We start from the raw sequence: 13,436 nt of genomic DNA on the forward strand, positions 1-13,436 counted from the left end.
GACTCAGGAGACCGCGCGATGTCACCCTCTCGTGAATACTGGTTCCCAGCCAAACGCTATGGCTGGGGTTGGGGCCTTCCCGTGCGCTGGCAAGGATGGGTGACGCTGCTCGCGTATTTCGTGTCACTCGGGGTGGTCGTTTTCCGGTTTCGACCCGCGGGTCATCCGCTCACGTTCGCCTTGCTGGTCGCGCTATTAACAGTGGCTCTCGTGCTCGTGTGCTGGCTGAAGGGCGAGCCGCCGCGCTGGCGGTGGGGTAAGGACTAGCAAGTCCGCTCAGCCACGCCAGCACCCACGTCTCTAGCCGGGCATGCAGGTGGTCGGGTTCATTCGGTTTCGCTGTCGTCGGTGTCCGCATTGGAGTTGATTTCGTGTCGCATCGCCGAGCCTGCAAGTACGCTCGCTTGCAGGGGCGCGGCCTCCTTGCGCTCGCTGTATCGATCGGTCAGATAGTCCGAACGGTCCCGCACGAGCAGCGTGAACTTGATCAGTTCTTCCATCACGTCGACCACGCGATCATAGTAGGACGAGGGCTTCATACGGCCATCGGAATCGAATTCCTGGTATGCCTTCGCGACCGACGACTGATTGGGGATGGTCACCATCCGCATCCAGCGGCCAAGCACGCGCAGCGCGTTTACCGCATTGAACGATTGCGAGCCTCCGCACACCTGCATCACAGCCAGCGTGCGCCCTTGGGTCGGCCGTATTCCCGCGCTCTCGAGCGGCAGCCAGTCGATCTGATTCTTGAATACGGCCGTGAGATTGCCGTGGCGCTCCGGGCTGCACCAAACCTGCCCCTCCGACCACTCGGACAGCTTGCGCAGTTCGACGACCTTCTGATGATCTGCCGAGACGCTATCGGCGAGCGGCAGGCCGTGCGGGTCGAATACCCGCGTTTGCGCTCCGAAATGCCGGAGGATGCGCTCGGCTTCGAGCGTCAGCAGCCGGCTGTACGACGTTGCTCGCAGCGACCCGTAAAGCAGCAGGATGCGTGGCGGATGCGTTGACGTGGTTACGGGTGTCAGCTTGTCCACGTCCGGTATATCGAAGTGAATAGGGCTGACGTTCGGCAGATCACTCATCACGATCCGTTTCTCCCCAAGTTGGGCGCGACTTTCCGCTGCCCTGATTCGTACCATGCTTGCGAACGGTTCACGACCCCCACGACGAGCAGCATCACGGGGACCTCGATCAGAACCCCAACCACCGTCGCCAGTGCGGCACCCGAATGAAAGCCGAACAGGCTGATTGCCGTGGCCACGGCGAGTTCGAAGAAGTTGCTTGCGCCAATCAGACTCGACGGGCCAGCGACGCAATGTGCGACGCCCAACTGGCGGTTGAGCAGGTAGGCCAGTCCCGAGTTCAGAAACACCTGAATGAGGATTGGCACGGCGAGCATCGCGATCACCAGCGGCTGCTCAACGATCTGCTGACCCTGAAACGCAAACAGCAGGACCAGCGTCACGAGCAAGGCGCAGATGGACCAGGGACCGAGACGGGCAACGACGCTACGGAAATGCTCTTCGCCCTTTCGAAGAAAGCGTTGGCGCAGCAGTTGCGCGAGGATGACCGGGATCACTATGTAAAGGCCAACCGAAGCGATCAGTGTGTCCCAAGGCACTGTGATCGCGGACAGCCCGAGCAGCAACGCGACGAGTGGCGCGAACGCCACGACCATGATCGAGTCGTTCAGCGCGACCTGCGACAGAGTGAAATACGGGTCGCCCTTGCACAGCTGCGACCACACGAAGACCATTGCCGTGCACGGCGCGGCGGCGAGCAGGATGAGACCCGCGACGTAGCTGTCGAGTTGCTCGACGGGCAGCCACGGCCTGAACACGTGACGAATGAACACCCAGCCCAACACGGCCATCGAGAACGGTTTGACGAGCCAGTTGACCGCGAGCGTCACGCCGATGCCGCGCCATTGGCTGCCGACCTGCTTCATCGCCGAGAAGTCGATCTTGATGAGCATCGGGATGATCATCACCCAGATCAGCACGCCGACGGGCAGGTTGACGTGCGCGACTTCCATGCGCCCGAGCGCCTGAAATGCGCCCGGCAACAACTGGCCGAGTATCACGCCTGCCACGATGCACAGCGCGACCCACACCGTCAGGTAGCGCTCGAAGAAGCCGATAGCCGGGCGCGCGGCTGCGCGAGCCTCAGCGCGACTCATTGGTTTCCTCTGCCGGACGCTCGCCAATGGCACGCATTTCGCGCTGGATTGCGTCGTGGTTGAGCGCGTGCAGCGGCAGGTTCACGAACTGGCTCACGCGATTCATGATCTGTCGATAGACCTTGTCGAAAACTTCGCGCTTCTCGCCGTCGGTTCCCTGGCAGGCGGCGGGATCTTCAAAGCCCCAGTGTGCGCTGATCGGCTTGCCGGGCCAGATCGGGCAGACCTCGCCCGCAGCCTGATCGCATACGGTAATGACGAAGTCCATCTGCGGCGCGTCGGGCGTTGCGAACTCGTCCCAGCTCTTACTGCGCATCTTCGCGGTGTCGTAGCCCAGTGCCGCGCATTTCTCGATCGCGAACGGATTGACTGCGCCGGATGGATGGCTGCCCGCGCTGTACGCGCGAAACTGTCCTTTGCCGAGCACGTTGAACAGCGCCTCGGCCATGATGCTGCGTGCGCTGTTGCCGGTGCAGAGAATCAGTACGGAATACGGTTTGCCGCTCATGTGCGGTTCCGAAATGAAATGCCTGTCGGGGACGGAGCGCAGCAGGCTGCCGCGGATTCGTTTGCTGCCAATGCCTGGGTATGAGATTGCCCATAGATGGGAGCCGATTCGAGCGTCAGGAAGGTTTCCCAGGCCACGCCTTGCGGATCGACGGTCCACGCCTTGTCCGACTTCGCGTAACAGCATGTCGTGCCGCTCTGGTGCTGCACGGGAACTTCAGCGGCGGCGAAGCGCGCGTTCATCTCTGCCAGTTCCTCATCGGTTTCGACCTGGATGCCAATGTGATCGACGCCAGGTTTCGCGCCGCGTTGCGAGATCGCGAAGTTCACGACGGGGTCGCTCAACTCCCACTTGCAGTAATCGCTCTTGATGACTGTCGGCTCGACGTTGCCAAACATCGCGCTGTAGAAGCGGATGCTGTCGGCAAGATTGTCCACGGCCACGTGAATGTGCATGCGTTTCATGTTTCGTCTCGGCAGCAGGTGGAAAGGTCGCTCGCGGCGCACGATGCACCGGAGCAGCAGTTCTCTGTGAGGAAGCCGATCAGCGACGTCATCGCGTCGAAGTTTGCGGTGTAGATGACGAAGCGCCCTTCCTGTCGCGGATTCACCAGTCCGGCGTGTGTCAGGTCTTTCAGGTGGAATGAAAGGCCGGAAGGCGAAATGCCTAACTGCTGCGCTATTTCGCCAGCCGCCATGCCTTTGGGGCCGGCAACGACGAGCTGGCGAAAGATCGCGAGACGGGATTCGTGAGCGAGCGCGCCCAGCGCGCGTACGGCATTGATCGTGTCCATAAAGACACTATATCCACTTCACCGTTATATTTCAATTTTTGTTGAAATGTCGCAATCTGGTCCAATCTGGTCGGTGGTTCGCTCTTTGATGACGCATTTTGCTAGTCGGGACGGCTGGCGTACTGCGCAATCCCATTGCCGAAGGATACAAAAAATAACATTCGGCGAAAACTGCTCAAAGGCAAGCCAAACAACGCTTTGGCAAGATTCTTGAGTCGCGCGACAGGCGGCGACGCACCGTCGAAAGGCGTGCGTCTGGACACGGCCAGTTGGAGACGTCCGACACAGTCGCCCAGATCGTCGATAGTCAAGGGGCATAAACTGGGCGAGGCTGCTCGCAGCGTGACCGGCGTCCTGTTGCATTCAACACTTCGGCCCGGTGCGCTAAAAGTCATTCGACGTCGAATGGGGTGGGAGCGACAACCTGGTTCAAAGACGTGTGCCGTCTGCGAAGACCTGCTTCCAGACCAATACACGAACCGATCGACGCAAACCTGTGGACCAGAACGGGTCGGTCTGCACCAGGCGATCAACCACCTCCGGCGTATCGGCCTCCACTAACCAGAGCCCGCCCGCGCCTGAATCTTCGTTCTGGTGAAGCGGTCCCGCAGCCCGGATCATTGACGCATGCCTGCTCAAAAAGTCTAGGTGTTCTGACATGTGCCGGCCGCGCACATCGGCCGCGCAATTCTCGTTGTCCTCGAATAGAACCGCAAACAGCATGGCTGCATCTCCTGTAGAGGTGGATGCGCCTAGCTTAGTGCGGCATCATTGCGGCCTCAACACCGAAAAATGCCGACCATCACTGCAAAAATGCGCGCCTTCGACTGGAACAATCTTCAGTACGCCCTCGCTGTCGCCCGCGATGGGGGCTACGCGTCGGCCGGGCGACGCCTAAGCGCCGATCCGACAACCGTCGCGCGGCGGGTGCGTGCCATCGAGTCCGCACTTGGAGCGACATTGTTCGAACGTGCGACGGATGGCCAGATGCGTCCGACCGAAGCTGGCGAAGCAGTAATCGCGCGCGCGGAAATTGTCGAGGCGCAGATCGGTGGTTTGACCGAAGTCGTTAAAGGCATTGATGCCGCCGTAACCGGCTCGGTGCGCGTGACCTCTGTGCCGGTGCTCGTCAATCGCGCCCTGGTTCCTGCACTGCCTACTTTGCTTGGTCGATACCCCGACCTGCGAATTGAACTAATAGCTGATGCGCGCGACCTGAATCTGAGTCGCCGTGATGCGGACATCGCAGTACGCCTCGCGAGACCCGGCGACGCAGTTGGAAACCGTGTTTTCGCCCGGCGAATCGGCATGCTCCGTTTTGCCGTATATGCATCGCAAGCCTGCAAAGATGATGCGCGGAATCTCCCGTGGGTGACGTACGAAGACGAGATGGCGTCGCTGCCCCAAGCACGATGGGTAAATGAGGCAGCCACACGCGGTGGTGGCCTGGCTGCCGTGGCAGTCAACGATGCCGAGTCCCTTCTGCAATGCGTCCAGGCCGGACTCGGCCGATCGGTGTTGCCATGTATCGTCGCTGATCACACGGCCGGAATCGTGCGCGTCGACCAAGCGGTCCCGGCGACTCTCGAGCGTGAGATCTGGACGTTGACCCATCCGGACGTGCGACGCCTCGCGCGGGTGTCTGCGGTTCTGGGATGGATCGAAGGGACGCTTGTCAATGGCGACAAGTAGTCGAGCAGGTGGGCTTGGCGCTTGGCAAACGAACGACCGCTGTCGGCGAGTCTGGGCGTCCGAGACGGGTCGTCTACAACCGCCCGCGTCGCTACAACCGAGAGCAGTACTGGCAAAGACCATTCCCAAACGACCAGTTCTCCTTCTCGACCTCGACGAGGTTGATGAACACATCCTCGGGCCGCACGCCCGGCGACTTCCCGAGTTCATCGACGATGCGCCGATACAGCGCCTTCTTCTGCTCGACCGGGCGCGTGTTGCTGACGGTCAATTGGATCATGACGAGATCGTCGCCGCGCTCGATATTCTGGTACTGCCGGTCATAGATCATGTTGTCGGGCGTGTGCTCGGTGATCAGCATGAACATGTCGTCCTTCGGCACGTTGAACGTGTCAACCAGCGAGCGCTGGATGCCGGCGGTCAGCGCCTGGCGGTAATCGGCCGGCTTGCCGGCGCGCAGTGAGATTCGGGTGAGCGGCATGATGGGCTCCTTGTTGCGGTGTTGGGTTGAACACAGCTTAGGCGCGCTCCATCATAATAAACAGATATCCATGCCTATTTCATCCATTTTCATCCGAAATGAAAGTCCTCGATCTCGATGCGGTGCGGGCCTTTGTTCTGGTCGCCGATCTGCGCAGCTTCACGCGCGCCGCGGACGCGCTCGACACCACGCAATCGGCCGTCAGCCTGAAGCTGAAGCGACTGGAGGCGCACCTGGGCAAGCAGCTGCTGGAGCGCACGCCGCGCGTCGTGCGTCTGTCCGCCGACGGCCACGCGTTTCTCAACGCCGCGCGCGAGTTGCTGAACGCGCACGAGCGCGCGCTCGGCGCGCTGTCGGTGGAGCGGCGGCGGCTCGTGCTCGGGCTCAGCGAGCACGTCGTGGGCTCCGATCTGCCGCACCTGCTCGGCCGGCTCAACGCGCACGATCCGGGCCTCGTGGTCGAGTTGCATATGGGCACGTCGGCGGCGTTGCTCGCGCAGTTCGACGAACGCCGGCTCGATGCGGCGATCGTCCGCTACGGCGCCGACGAACCGCCGCGCGATGACGCGCAGACGCTGTTCAGCGAACCGCTCGGTTGGCTCGCGACGCCGACATGGCTGCCGCGAGTCGGTGAGCCGCTGGCGCTCGCGCTATTGAGCCCGCCGTGCAATGTGCGTGACGTCGCGTTGCGCACGCTGACGGCGGCGGGGATCGCCTGGCAGGAGGTGTTTGTGGGTGGTGGCGTCGCGGCAGTGGGCGCGGCTGTGGCCGCTGGGCTCGCCGTGTCACCGCTCGCGCGTCGGGTTGCGCCGCGCGGTCTGATCGACGTCGGCGCGCGGCTCAGCCTGCCGGCGCTGCCGGAATCGCGTGTGACGCTGCATTCGCGCGTGCGCGAGGCCCGCTCGGCGGAAACGCTGCGGCTGCTTGCAAACGGCCTCGCCACGGCGTGACGCCACGACCGATGCCACACCGCGCCGCTCGAAGCAGCCTCAGTGGATGATTGGCGGCAGCGAACCGCTGCTGGCGGTCGCCGGATTGGGCACGGCGCCCATCGGCGCGATGTCGCTAACGTTTGCGGACGCGTCCGGCGAAGTCCGCACGGACGGTTTGATCGGATTCGCACGGGAAATCGCGGGCTTCGCCGCGACCTTGTCCACGTGCGGACGCGCGGTGTGAGCCGCCGCGAAATCGGCGTGCACCACCTTGCCCTGAGCCGGCTTCGCGGCCTGCGCGTCAACGATGGCGTGCGAGCGGTTCTGGCCCGACGCGGCGACTTTCACGCCGTCCTTCACGTTCCCGCCCGCCACGAGATGTTTCACGCCGTTCCCATGCGCTGCGAGTTTGCCGCCGTGGGCCGCGCCGGCCGACGCGACATGGGTTGCCGCGTGCCGGGCGCCCGCCGTCTGCCGCGCATGCGCACCAGTTTGGGTCTTGACTCCGCCCTTGGCGCCCGCCTTCACTTTCACCGCCTCGGGTTTCTTCCGCGCGTGCGCCTGCCGGGTAACGTGTCCGCTCGCGATATGCCCGCTCGCCTCCGGCGGATTCCACACTTCCGCATAACCAGCAGCCAACGCCACCTCCGACACACACCATACGGCCAGCGCCGCTGCTACTACTCGAACCCGCATCTGCTGCTTCTCCTGATCGACGACTGCCAAAACGAGCCGGGATTATATTCTCTTGCAAAAATCCACTTTTGGACTAATATCATTAAAAAGTACACATAGGGACTTACCCGCAATGACTCACGCTGCCCGAATTTCCTCGCCCGAGGCATCGCCGCGACAATCGCTTTCGGAACCCACGCTGACGCAGATGTCCGCGGCCGGTCTGCGTGCGTTCTTCAACATCGCGCGCGACTGGGACCTGAGCGCCGACGAGCAGATCGTGCTGCTCGGCAAGCCGGGGCGCTCGACGTTCTTCAAGTGGAGGGCGACGCCCGAGACCGCGCGCCTCAGCCACGACACGCTGGAGCGACTGTCGCTGCTGCTCGGTATCTACAAGGCGCTGCAGATTCTGCTTCCGCAGCCGAGCGCCGCCGACACCTGGGTCAAACGCCCCAACAGCGCGCCGCCGTTCGGCGGCAAACGCGCGCTGGACCGTATGCTGGCAGGCAACATCAGTGATCTCGTGGCCGTGCGCCAGTATCTCGACGCAATGCGAGGCGGCTGGGCGTGACACAACCGCAATGGCAGGACCGCTGGACCAGCGCAGCGCTCGATTGGTCGCCCGCGTATCGCGTGATTCCGACGCGCTTTCCGGCCATCAACCTGTTCGATCGGGTCGCATCGCCGGAGGATTTCGACGCGCTGTACGCGCTCGAAGCGATGACCAACGACCGTCTGCGCACCGAAATCGGCGAACTCGATCTGGTGCCGCGCGAGGAGCGCCGTTTCGGGCCCGGCTACGGGCCGATCATGGCCGCGCTCACGCATCTGAATCCGCTCGGCAGCCGCTTTTCCGACGGCACCTACGGCGTGTTCTATTGCGCGCGTTCACGCGCGACTGCGATTGCCGAAACACGCTATCACACGGGTCAGTTTCTCCGGGCGACCGCCGAGCCGCCGATGCGTCAACAGATGCGTCTCTACACGGTAGTCGCACAAGGCAGCGTGGTCGACTTGCGTCGCGACCCCGAGTTCGATCCCGCCGTGCTGTCGCCCGACGACTACCTTCCCGGACAGGCGCTCGGGCGCGCGGTACGCGCGGCGGGCGCGCCGGGCATCGTGTATCCGTCGGTGCGCGACAGCGCTGGCGAATGCCTCGCGGCGTTCCGCACGATGCTGCTGCGCGACTGCCATCACGCGGCATACCTCGAATACAACTGGAACGGCACGAGCGTCGATATGGTGTTCGAGTTGAATCAGGTCGGGTGACAGAAGAGCGGCGAAGCAGCGCGGGGACTTCAGCCGTTCAAGGCAAGGCCAATTCCGCCGCCCCTTCCGCGCGCGCGGCCTCGACCGAGATCGACCAACGACGCAACGCCTGCGGCTGCACGATCGTCAACGTGCCGTCCGGCCCGAACGCGCCCGTATCGATGAACACTTGCGAGCCGATCTGCGTGATGTCGCGCACCGGCGTATGGCCGCAATAAGTCAGCGACAGCCCGCGCTGCCGCAGCGGATCGCCGTTGCCCAGCGCGAGTTCGCGACCCCACAGCAATTGCTGGCGCGTTTCGGCCGAATAATTGCCTGCGTCGAGCTCGGCGTCGGAGCCGAAAAATTCGGCGTGCAGAACGTTGAAGCGCGCCTTGCCGCTGCCGATCACGCGCACGAGCGGCAGCGTGCGCAGATGCTCGGCGTAATAGCGCAGACGCTCGTCGGGCACGTCGACCGCCCACGCGCCGCCGATGCCGTACCACCACTGCCGCCGCAAGCGGCCGTCGGCGACCGCGCACAGCGCGTCCTCGTGATTGCCGAGCACCGCATGGAACCACGGCTTCGCGAGCAGCGCGAGCGCCTGCTCCGAGTGCTCGCCCCGATCGACCAGATCGCCGACCGAAAACAGCCGGTCGCACGTCGGATCGAACGCGATCTGACGCAGCAGGTAGCGCAACGCGTCGACGCAGCCGTGCAGATCGCCGACCACGAAATCGCGGCCGGCCTCGTTGGCGTCGTGATGCTGAACGAAGTTGGCAGGGGTGGAATTCATCCCACCATGATAATGCGGCCGACGCGCGCGCGTATGCGGGGTGCCTATCGTATCCGCACGCTTCATCGAGCAAGAAAGACCTCGCACGACGCAGAAATGACGCTGAAACGGCACATTTGCGGTATGCGTTACCGGAAATGCGCGTTTGCGCGAGTCACTCCTGGCGCGCGCCCGAGTCGTCCCGAGCGCTATTGCAGCGTGCGCAGCTTCGCCACCTGGTCGGCCGCGATCGTCGCCTGCGGATTGCCGAACTGTTTCGTCACGTAGTTGGTGATCGCCGCGATCTGCTCGTCGTCGAGATGGCCGCCGAACGCGGGCATCAGCACGTCCGCGTGCGCGGTCGTGCGATTCACGCCGTGCAGAATGACCAACGCGAGATTGTTCGCGTCGTTCGCGCCGACCGTCGAATTGTGGATCAGCGACGGATACGCGCCCGGCGCGCTCGCGCCCACGCCCTGCCCGGTCCAGCTATGACAGGTCGCGCAATTGGCGACGAACAGTTGCGCGCCGTTTACGCCGGTGATCGCGGTGCCGCGCATGGCGGTGACGTCGCTGGCCGGCTTGCCCCATTGATGACGGGGACGCGCGTCGCCGCCGCTCACGGCCGGCACCGAGCGCAAGAACACGACGATCGAGCGCAAATCCACCGGCGTCAGATACTGCGTGCTGTTCGCGACCACTTCGCCCATCGGGCCGGCCGCGTTTGCGCGGCTCGGCGCCGCGCCGGTCGACAGATACGACGTGAGTTCGTCGTCGCGCCAGTCGCCAACGCCGCTCAGCTTGTCCGGCGTGATATTGAACGCATGCCAGCCGGCCTGCACCGCACCGGAGAAACGCGCGCTCGACTTCAGCCCCTGCATGAAATTGCGTGGTGTATGGCATTCCTCGCAATGCGCGAGCCCTTCGACCAGATACGCGCCCCGGTTCCATTCGGGGCTCTGTTTCGGGTCCGGCACGAAGCGCCCCTCGGTGAAGTTGAACATGTTCCAGAACACCATTAGCCAGCGCTGATTGAACGGGAACTTGAGGCTGTTCGAGGGCGGCGTGTAGTGAATCGGCGCGAGCGTGTTCAGATACGCGCGAATCGCGAGCACGTCCTGTTCGGTCACGCGTGTATAGGCGGTGTACGGGAACGCCGGATAGAGCCGCTGGCCGCCTTTGCCGATGCCTTCGTGCATCGCGCGCATGAAATCGGCGTCGCTCCATTGGCCGATGCCGGTGTCGGGATCGGGCGTGATGTTCGGCGTCACGATCGTGCCGAACGGTGTGCTGATCGGCAGGCCGCCCGCGAATGGGCGCGACTTGTCCGCCGTATGGCAGGCCGCGCAATCGGCAGCACGGGTCAGGTATTGGCCGCGCTTGACGAGGTCGCCATTCGCGGCCGGTCCGGCAAGCGTGGCTTGAGCATCCGACGCTTGCGCGGCGGCGTCGGCGTGCGCGTGGGTGATCGGCATCTCATCGGTCGAGCGTGCGTCCGGGCCGTGCGACTCGTGCCACGCAATCGACAGCGCGAACAGCGAAAACGCCGCCGCGAACGCCGCGCCACCGAAGCGGCGGCGCTGGTTGACGTGCATCAGCGCAGGGTCCGGCTGCACGCGAGAGGTGTTCTTCGTCATTGTGGCTCTCCGGTCGGCGCTCAGATTTCGCGCTTCAGCTTGTCGCCCAGTTTCAGCGACAGTGCAGCGATCGTCAGCGTGCAGTTCACCGACGCGGCGGTGGGCATCACGCCGCTGCTCGCGATGAACAGGTTCGAATGATCGTGTGTGCGACAGTCCGCGTCGACGACCGAACTCGCCGCATCGCTGCCCATGATCGTCGTACCCATGATGTGATTGTTGGGCGCGAAGCTGTCGTCGAACGAGACCTCGGTGCCGCCGAATAGCGTCGCGATCTGCGCATACAGTTCGCGCGTATTGGCGGCGCTCCTCTTCACGTAGTCGTTGATCGAGTAGTAGATCTCGGGCTGAGGAATCCCGAGCGCGTCCTTGTGATCTGCCGACGGCACGATGCGGTTCTGCGGCTCCGGCAGATGTTCGTGAAAGCTGTTGATGTTCAGCGTGCGCGCCGCGCGGTCGCGAATCTGCCGGTCGAGCTCGGCGCCGGTCAGGCCTTTTTTCAGCAGGTCGGCGGTGACGCCCATCGTCGGCACGCCGTTCGACAAATGCAGCTTCTTCGCCGCGTAATCGGAGCGAAACGCGCCGTCGCGGAAGTTGACGACCGAGGTCATCTCCATCGGGCCACGGCCGGGCCACAGCGGTTCGTTGGCGAGAAACGTGACGCCGGTGCCGGGATGGTCCATCAGGTTGCGGCCCACCTGATCGGAGCTGTTGCCGACGCCGTGCGGAAATTTGTCGGAGGTCGACATCAACATCAGCTTCGGCGTTTCGATGCCGTTCGCCGCGAGCACGAACAGCTTGCCGGTGACGCGTGTGCTATTGCCGTTCGGGTCCTTGTAGTGGACCGCGGTGATGAGCCCTTTGTCGTCCGCTTCGATGCGATACACGACCGCTTCGGGAATCAGTTTCGCGCCGGCCTGCTCGGCCTTCTCCGCGTGGATCACACCGTTGTACATCGCGGCGATCGGGCAGATCGGCATGCAGTTGTTGTTGCCGCAGCAGGTGGGCCGCGCATCGTACGGACGGCTGTTGCGCGCGACCGGTTCGGGCACGACCTTGAAGCCCTGCGCGTTGAGCACGTCGCTGAAACGCTGATCCATGTACGACAGCGGCAGCTGCTGCATCGGATAGGGCTTCGAGCGCGGCGAACCGAGATCGATCGAACTATCCGGACCGGACACGCCGAGCTGCACTTCGGCGGCTACGTACCACGGCTCGAGCGTTTCGTACGGATACGGCCAGTCGCGCCCGACACCATATAGCTTGCGCAACTGGAAATCCGACGGCAGCAGCCGCCACGCGGCGGCCGCCCAGTGCCAGGTCGTGCCGCCGACGAGCCGCACGTATTGTGAGTTGTACGGATAATCGCCCTTCTGGATCAGGTAGTTGTTCGCGGGCGCGTACTCGGGATGCGGCGCGTAAAGCGTCGACGGATACGGCGTCGCGAAGTCGGACTTGGCCGGCGAGTTGCGAAAGTTCTCGACGATCTGCCAGCGCGGAATGCGCGGCCCCGCTTCGAGCAGGATCACCGACGCGCCCGCCAGCGCCAGCTGATGCGCAACCAGACTGCCGGCGACGCCGGAGCCGACCACGACGAGATCGGCGGATTGTGTGTTTGCCATCGTTTCTCTCTTCGATGCCCTGCCTGTTGCGGGCTCTGTTCGTGCGACGCTTGCAGCTCCGGCGTGCTGGTTGCGCCGCTGGCGCGGCCCGCTCGCGGGCTCGCGCGGCTCACGCGGGCGTCGGCTTCTGCGTCCAGTAGAACGGCACGTCGCGGCAATAGGAGGGAATCGTGAGCACGTCTTGGACGGGCTCGAACATCAGCGCCTTTTCATACGCGATCACCTGGACGTGCGGCATGTCGCCGACGAGGCCCAGATACCACGCGCGCATGATCGCGCCGACCGTTTTGGCGAGGGCGGGCTGGTCGGTCTGCAGCGCCTGCTTGACCATATCGGACGGCACGCCGCCGTGGCCTTGCAGCCACGTGTTCAGCGCCGCGACGTTCTGCGCGAACTGGTTATCGGCACGCGACAGCGCATCGTAGACACGTTGGCCAAGCACGGTATCGAAACTGTTACGACCGGTGAGGTGTTGCGAAAGCGCGAGGAAGGCATCGAGTCCGCCCCCGGCTGGCCGCGTTTCGGCGAAGGCGGGCGCGATCCACGACGGCGAACGGCTCGCGCCGGCGAACGCGAGCGCCGCGGCCGTCGCGCACGAGCCGAGCACCCAGGCCCTGCGCGAAGCGGAAAACGACGGCGGCAAGCCGGTGAACCGTGTGGCATTGCGATAAGACTTCGCTCCTTGCCGATGCGTCACGTGGGGATGCGCATCGTTATCCTCAGGAACATCTGTCATGGGGGCTCCAGATGATGAGTCGTTCTCGACGAGCAGCCCGGCGAGGGCATGATGCCGTTCGCGTGCCGCTTCGTTTGCTCTTCCCCAAACCTGGTCTTACGCCGCTTCAGCGGTCTCGTATCCGTGCGCGTGATTCACGGCGCGCCGCATGTGTG

General features: G+C 63.9%; 17 protein-coding genes. 5 read left to right on the forward strand and 12 right to left on the reverse strand.

Translation table 11 applies throughout. The features are described 5' to 3' along the window. Positions 1 to 18: 18 nt before the first annotated feature. Positions 19 to 267 carry a hypothetical protein gene (locus tag HDG39_RS06680; RefSeq protein WP_184004276.1) on the forward strand — a complete coding sequence of 83 codons (249 nt, stop codon included), beginning with the start codon at positions 19 to 21 and terminating at the stop codon, positions 265 to 267. Between the two features lie 59 nt (positions 268 to 326). Here the strand turns inward: HDG39_RS06680 and arsH are convergent, their stop codons facing one another. From arsH to HDG39_RS06710, 6 genes are all read right to left on the reverse strand, one after another. After that, positions 327 to 1,088 carry an arsenical resistance protein ArsH gene (arsH, locus tag HDG39_RS06685; protein ID WP_184004278.1) on the reverse strand — a complete coding sequence of 254 codons (762 nt, stop codon included), beginning with the start codon at positions 1,086 to 1,088 and terminating at the stop codon, positions 327 to 329. Beyond that, on the reverse strand, positions 1,085 to 2,182 hold the full coding sequence (gene arsB / locus HDG39_RS06690) for an ACR3 family arsenite efflux transporter (RefSeq protein ID WP_184004280.1): 1,098 nt from the start codon (positions 2,180 to 2,182) through the stop codon (positions 1,085 to 1,087). Before arsB ends, arsH begins: the two co-directional genes overlap by 4 nt. Next, positions 2,169 to 2,690, reverse strand: coding sequence for an arsenate reductase ArsC (locus HDG39_RS06695; protein ID WP_184004281.1), 522 nt, complete (start codon positions 2,688 to 2,690; stop codon positions 2,169 to 2,171). The genes arsB and HDG39_RS06695 overlap by 14 nt, the downstream gene beginning before the upstream one ends. After that, positions 2,687 to 3,154, reverse strand: coding sequence for an ArsI/CadI family heavy metal resistance metalloenzyme (locus HDG39_RS06700; protein WP_184004284.1), 468 nt, complete (start codon positions 3,152 to 3,154; stop codon positions 2,687 to 2,689). Before HDG39_RS06700 ends, HDG39_RS06695 begins: the two co-directional genes overlap by 4 nt. Then, positions 3,151 to 3,483 carry an ArsR/SmtB family transcription factor gene (locus HDG39_RS06705; RefSeq protein ID WP_184004286.1) on the reverse strand — a complete coding sequence of 111 codons (333 nt, stop codon included), beginning with the start codon at positions 3,481 to 3,483 and terminating at the stop codon, positions 3,151 to 3,153. Before HDG39_RS06705 ends, HDG39_RS06700 begins: the two co-directional genes overlap by 4 nt. Before the next feature lie 429 nt (positions 3,484 to 3,912). Next, the gene (locus HDG39_RS06710; RefSeq protein WP_184004288.1) at positions 3,913 to 4,206 is read right to left on the reverse strand and encodes a YciI family protein; all 294 of its coding nucleotides are present in this window, start codon (positions 4,204 to 4,206) and stop codon (positions 3,913 to 3,915) included. A gap of 69 nt (positions 4,207 to 4,275) precedes the next feature. On the opposite strand from HDG39_RS06710, the gene HDG39_RS06715 reads away from it, so the two are divergent. Next, the gene (locus HDG39_RS06715) at positions 4,276 to 5,175 is read left to right on the forward strand and encodes a LysR family transcriptional regulator (RefSeq protein WP_184004290.1); all 900 of its coding nucleotides are present in this window, start codon (positions 4,276 to 4,278) and stop codon (positions 5,173 to 5,175) included. A 91-nt stretch (positions 5,176 to 5,266) separates the two neighbouring features. On the opposite strand, the gene HDG39_RS06720 is transcribed toward HDG39_RS06715, so the two are convergent. Then, positions 5,267 to 5,656 carry a tautomerase family protein gene (locus HDG39_RS06720; RefSeq protein WP_184004292.1) on the reverse strand — a complete coding sequence of 130 codons (390 nt, stop codon included), beginning with the start codon at positions 5,654 to 5,656 and terminating at the stop codon, positions 5,267 to 5,269. 98 nt (positions 5,657 to 5,754) lie between these two features. Here HDG39_RS06720 and HDG39_RS06725 point away from each other — a divergent pair, with 98 nt between their 5' ends. Then, positions 5,755 to 6,606, forward strand: coding sequence for a LysR family transcriptional regulator (locus HDG39_RS06725; protein ID WP_184004294.1), 852 nt, complete (start codon positions 5,755 to 5,757; stop codon positions 6,604 to 6,606). 39 nt (positions 6,607 to 6,645) lie between these two features. On the opposite strand, the gene HDG39_RS06730 is transcribed toward HDG39_RS06725, so the two are convergent. Further along, positions 6,646 to 7,284 (reverse strand): hypothetical protein, encoded by a 639-nt coding sequence (locus HDG39_RS06730; RefSeq protein ID WP_184004295.1) that lies wholly within the window; start codon positions 7,282 to 7,284, stop codon positions 6,646 to 6,648. A 187-nt stretch (positions 7,285 to 7,471) separates the two neighbouring features. Here HDG39_RS06730 and HDG39_RS06735 point away from each other — a divergent pair, with 187 nt between their 5' ends. After that, a complete protein-coding gene (locus tag HDG39_RS06735) occupies positions 7,472 to 7,834 on the forward strand; it encodes an MbcA/ParS/Xre antitoxin family protein (protein WP_018424156.1) in 363 nt (120 codons plus the stop codon). Beyond that, positions 7,831 to 8,532, forward strand: coding sequence for an RES family NAD+ phosphorylase (locus tag HDG39_RS06740; RefSeq protein WP_184004297.1), 702 nt, complete (start codon positions 7,831 to 7,833; stop codon positions 8,530 to 8,532). Before HDG39_RS06735 ends, HDG39_RS06740 begins: the two co-directional genes overlap by 4 nt. Positions 8,533 to 8,569: 37 nt before the next feature. Here HDG39_RS06740 and HDG39_RS06745 read toward each other — a convergent pair whose 3' ends face one another. The 4 genes from HDG39_RS06745 to HDG39_RS06760 form a co-directional block, all read right to left on the reverse strand. Next, positions 8,570 to 9,307 carry a metallophosphoesterase gene (locus HDG39_RS06745; protein WP_260327562.1) on the reverse strand — a complete coding sequence of 246 codons (738 nt, stop codon included), beginning with the start codon at positions 9,305 to 9,307 and terminating at the stop codon, positions 8,570 to 8,572. A 188-nt stretch (positions 9,308 to 9,495) separates the two neighbouring features. After that, the gene (locus HDG39_RS06750; protein ID WP_184004301.1) at positions 9,496 to 10,923 is read right to left on the reverse strand and encodes a cytochrome c; all 1,428 of its coding nucleotides are present in this window, start codon (positions 10,921 to 10,923) and stop codon (positions 9,496 to 9,498) included. A gap of 20 nt (positions 10,924 to 10,943) precedes the next feature. Then, a complete protein-coding gene (locus HDG39_RS06755; protein WP_184004302.1) occupies positions 10,944 to 12,545 on the reverse strand; it encodes a GMC family oxidoreductase in 1,602 nt (533 codons plus the stop codon). Between the two features lie 109 nt (positions 12,546 to 12,654). Beyond that, a complete protein-coding gene (locus tag HDG39_RS06760) occupies positions 12,655 to 13,281 on the reverse strand; it encodes a sugar dehydrogenase complex small subunit (RefSeq protein WP_184004304.1) in 627 nt (208 codons plus the stop codon). Positions 13,282 to 13,436 lie beyond the last annotated feature (155 nt).

It is taken from the genome of Paraburkholderia lebeckiae (assembly GCF_014201005.1).
Taxonomy (GTDB): Bacteria; Pseudomonadota; Gammaproteobacteria; order Burkholderiales; family Burkholderiaceae; genus Paraburkholderia; species Paraburkholderia tuberum.

What these genes read in the sequence shown, in the direction of transcription:
- HDG39_RS06680 (WP_184004276.1), top strand. Translation starts at nt 19, where the DNA reads ATGTCACCCTCTCGTGAATACTGGTTCCCAGCCAAACGCTATGGCTGG.
- HDG39_RS06760 (WP_184004304.1), bottom strand. Translation starts at nt 13,281, where the DNA reads ATGACAGATGTTCCTGAGGATAACGATGCGCATCCCCACGTGACGCAT.
- HDG39_RS06695 (WP_184004281.1), bottom strand. Translation starts at nt 2,690, where the DNA reads ATGAGCGGCAAACCGTATTCCGTACTGATTCTCTGCACCGGCAACAGC.
- HDG39_RS06730 (WP_184004295.1), bottom strand. Translation starts at nt 7,284, where the DNA reads ATGCGGGTTCGAGTAGTAGCAGCGGCGCTGGCCGTATGGTGTGTGTCG.
- HDG39_RS06705 (WP_184004286.1), bottom strand. Translation starts at nt 3,483, where the DNA reads ATGGACACGATCAATGCCGTACGCGCGCTGGGCGCGCTCGCTCACGAA.
- HDG39_RS06755 (WP_184004302.1), bottom strand. Translation starts at nt 12,545, where the DNA reads ATGGCAAACACACAATCCGCCGATCTCGTCGTGGTCGGCTCCGGCGTC.
- HDG39_RS06750 (WP_184004301.1), bottom strand. Translation starts at nt 10,923, where the DNA reads ATGACGAAGAACACCTCTCGCGTGCAGCCGGACCCTGCGCTGATGCAC.
- HDG39_RS06745 (WP_260327562.1), bottom strand. Translation starts at nt 9,307, where the DNA reads ATGAATTCCACCCCTGCCAACTTCGTTCAGCATCACGACGCCAACGAG.
- HDG39_RS06720 (WP_184004292.1), bottom strand. Translation starts at nt 5,656, where the DNA reads ATGCCGCTCACCCGAATCTCACTGCGCGCCGGCAAGCCGGCCGATTAC.
- HDG39_RS06735 (WP_018424156.1), top strand. Translation starts at nt 7,472, where the DNA reads ATGTCCGCGGCCGGTCTGCGTGCGTTCTTCAACATCGCGCGCGACTGG.
- HDG39_RS06710 (WP_184004288.1), bottom strand. Translation starts at nt 4,206, where the DNA reads ATGCTGTTTGCGGTTCTATTCGAGGACAACGAGAATTGCGCGGCCGAT.
- arsB (WP_184004280.1), bottom strand. Translation starts at nt 2,182, where the DNA reads ATGAGTCGCGCTGAGGCTCGCGCAGCCGCGCGCCCGGCTATCGGCTTC.
- HDG39_RS06715 (WP_184004290.1), top strand. Translation starts at nt 4,276, where the DNA reads ATGCCGACCATCACTGCAAAAATGCGCGCCTTCGACTGGAACAATCTT.
- HDG39_RS06700 (WP_184004284.1), bottom strand. Translation starts at nt 3,154, where the DNA reads ATGAAACGCATGCACATTCACGTGGCCGTGGACAATCTTGCCGACAGC.
- HDG39_RS06725 (WP_184004294.1), top strand. Translation starts at nt 5,755, where the DNA reads ATGAAAGTCCTCGATCTCGATGCGGTGCGGGCCTTTGTTCTGGTCGCC.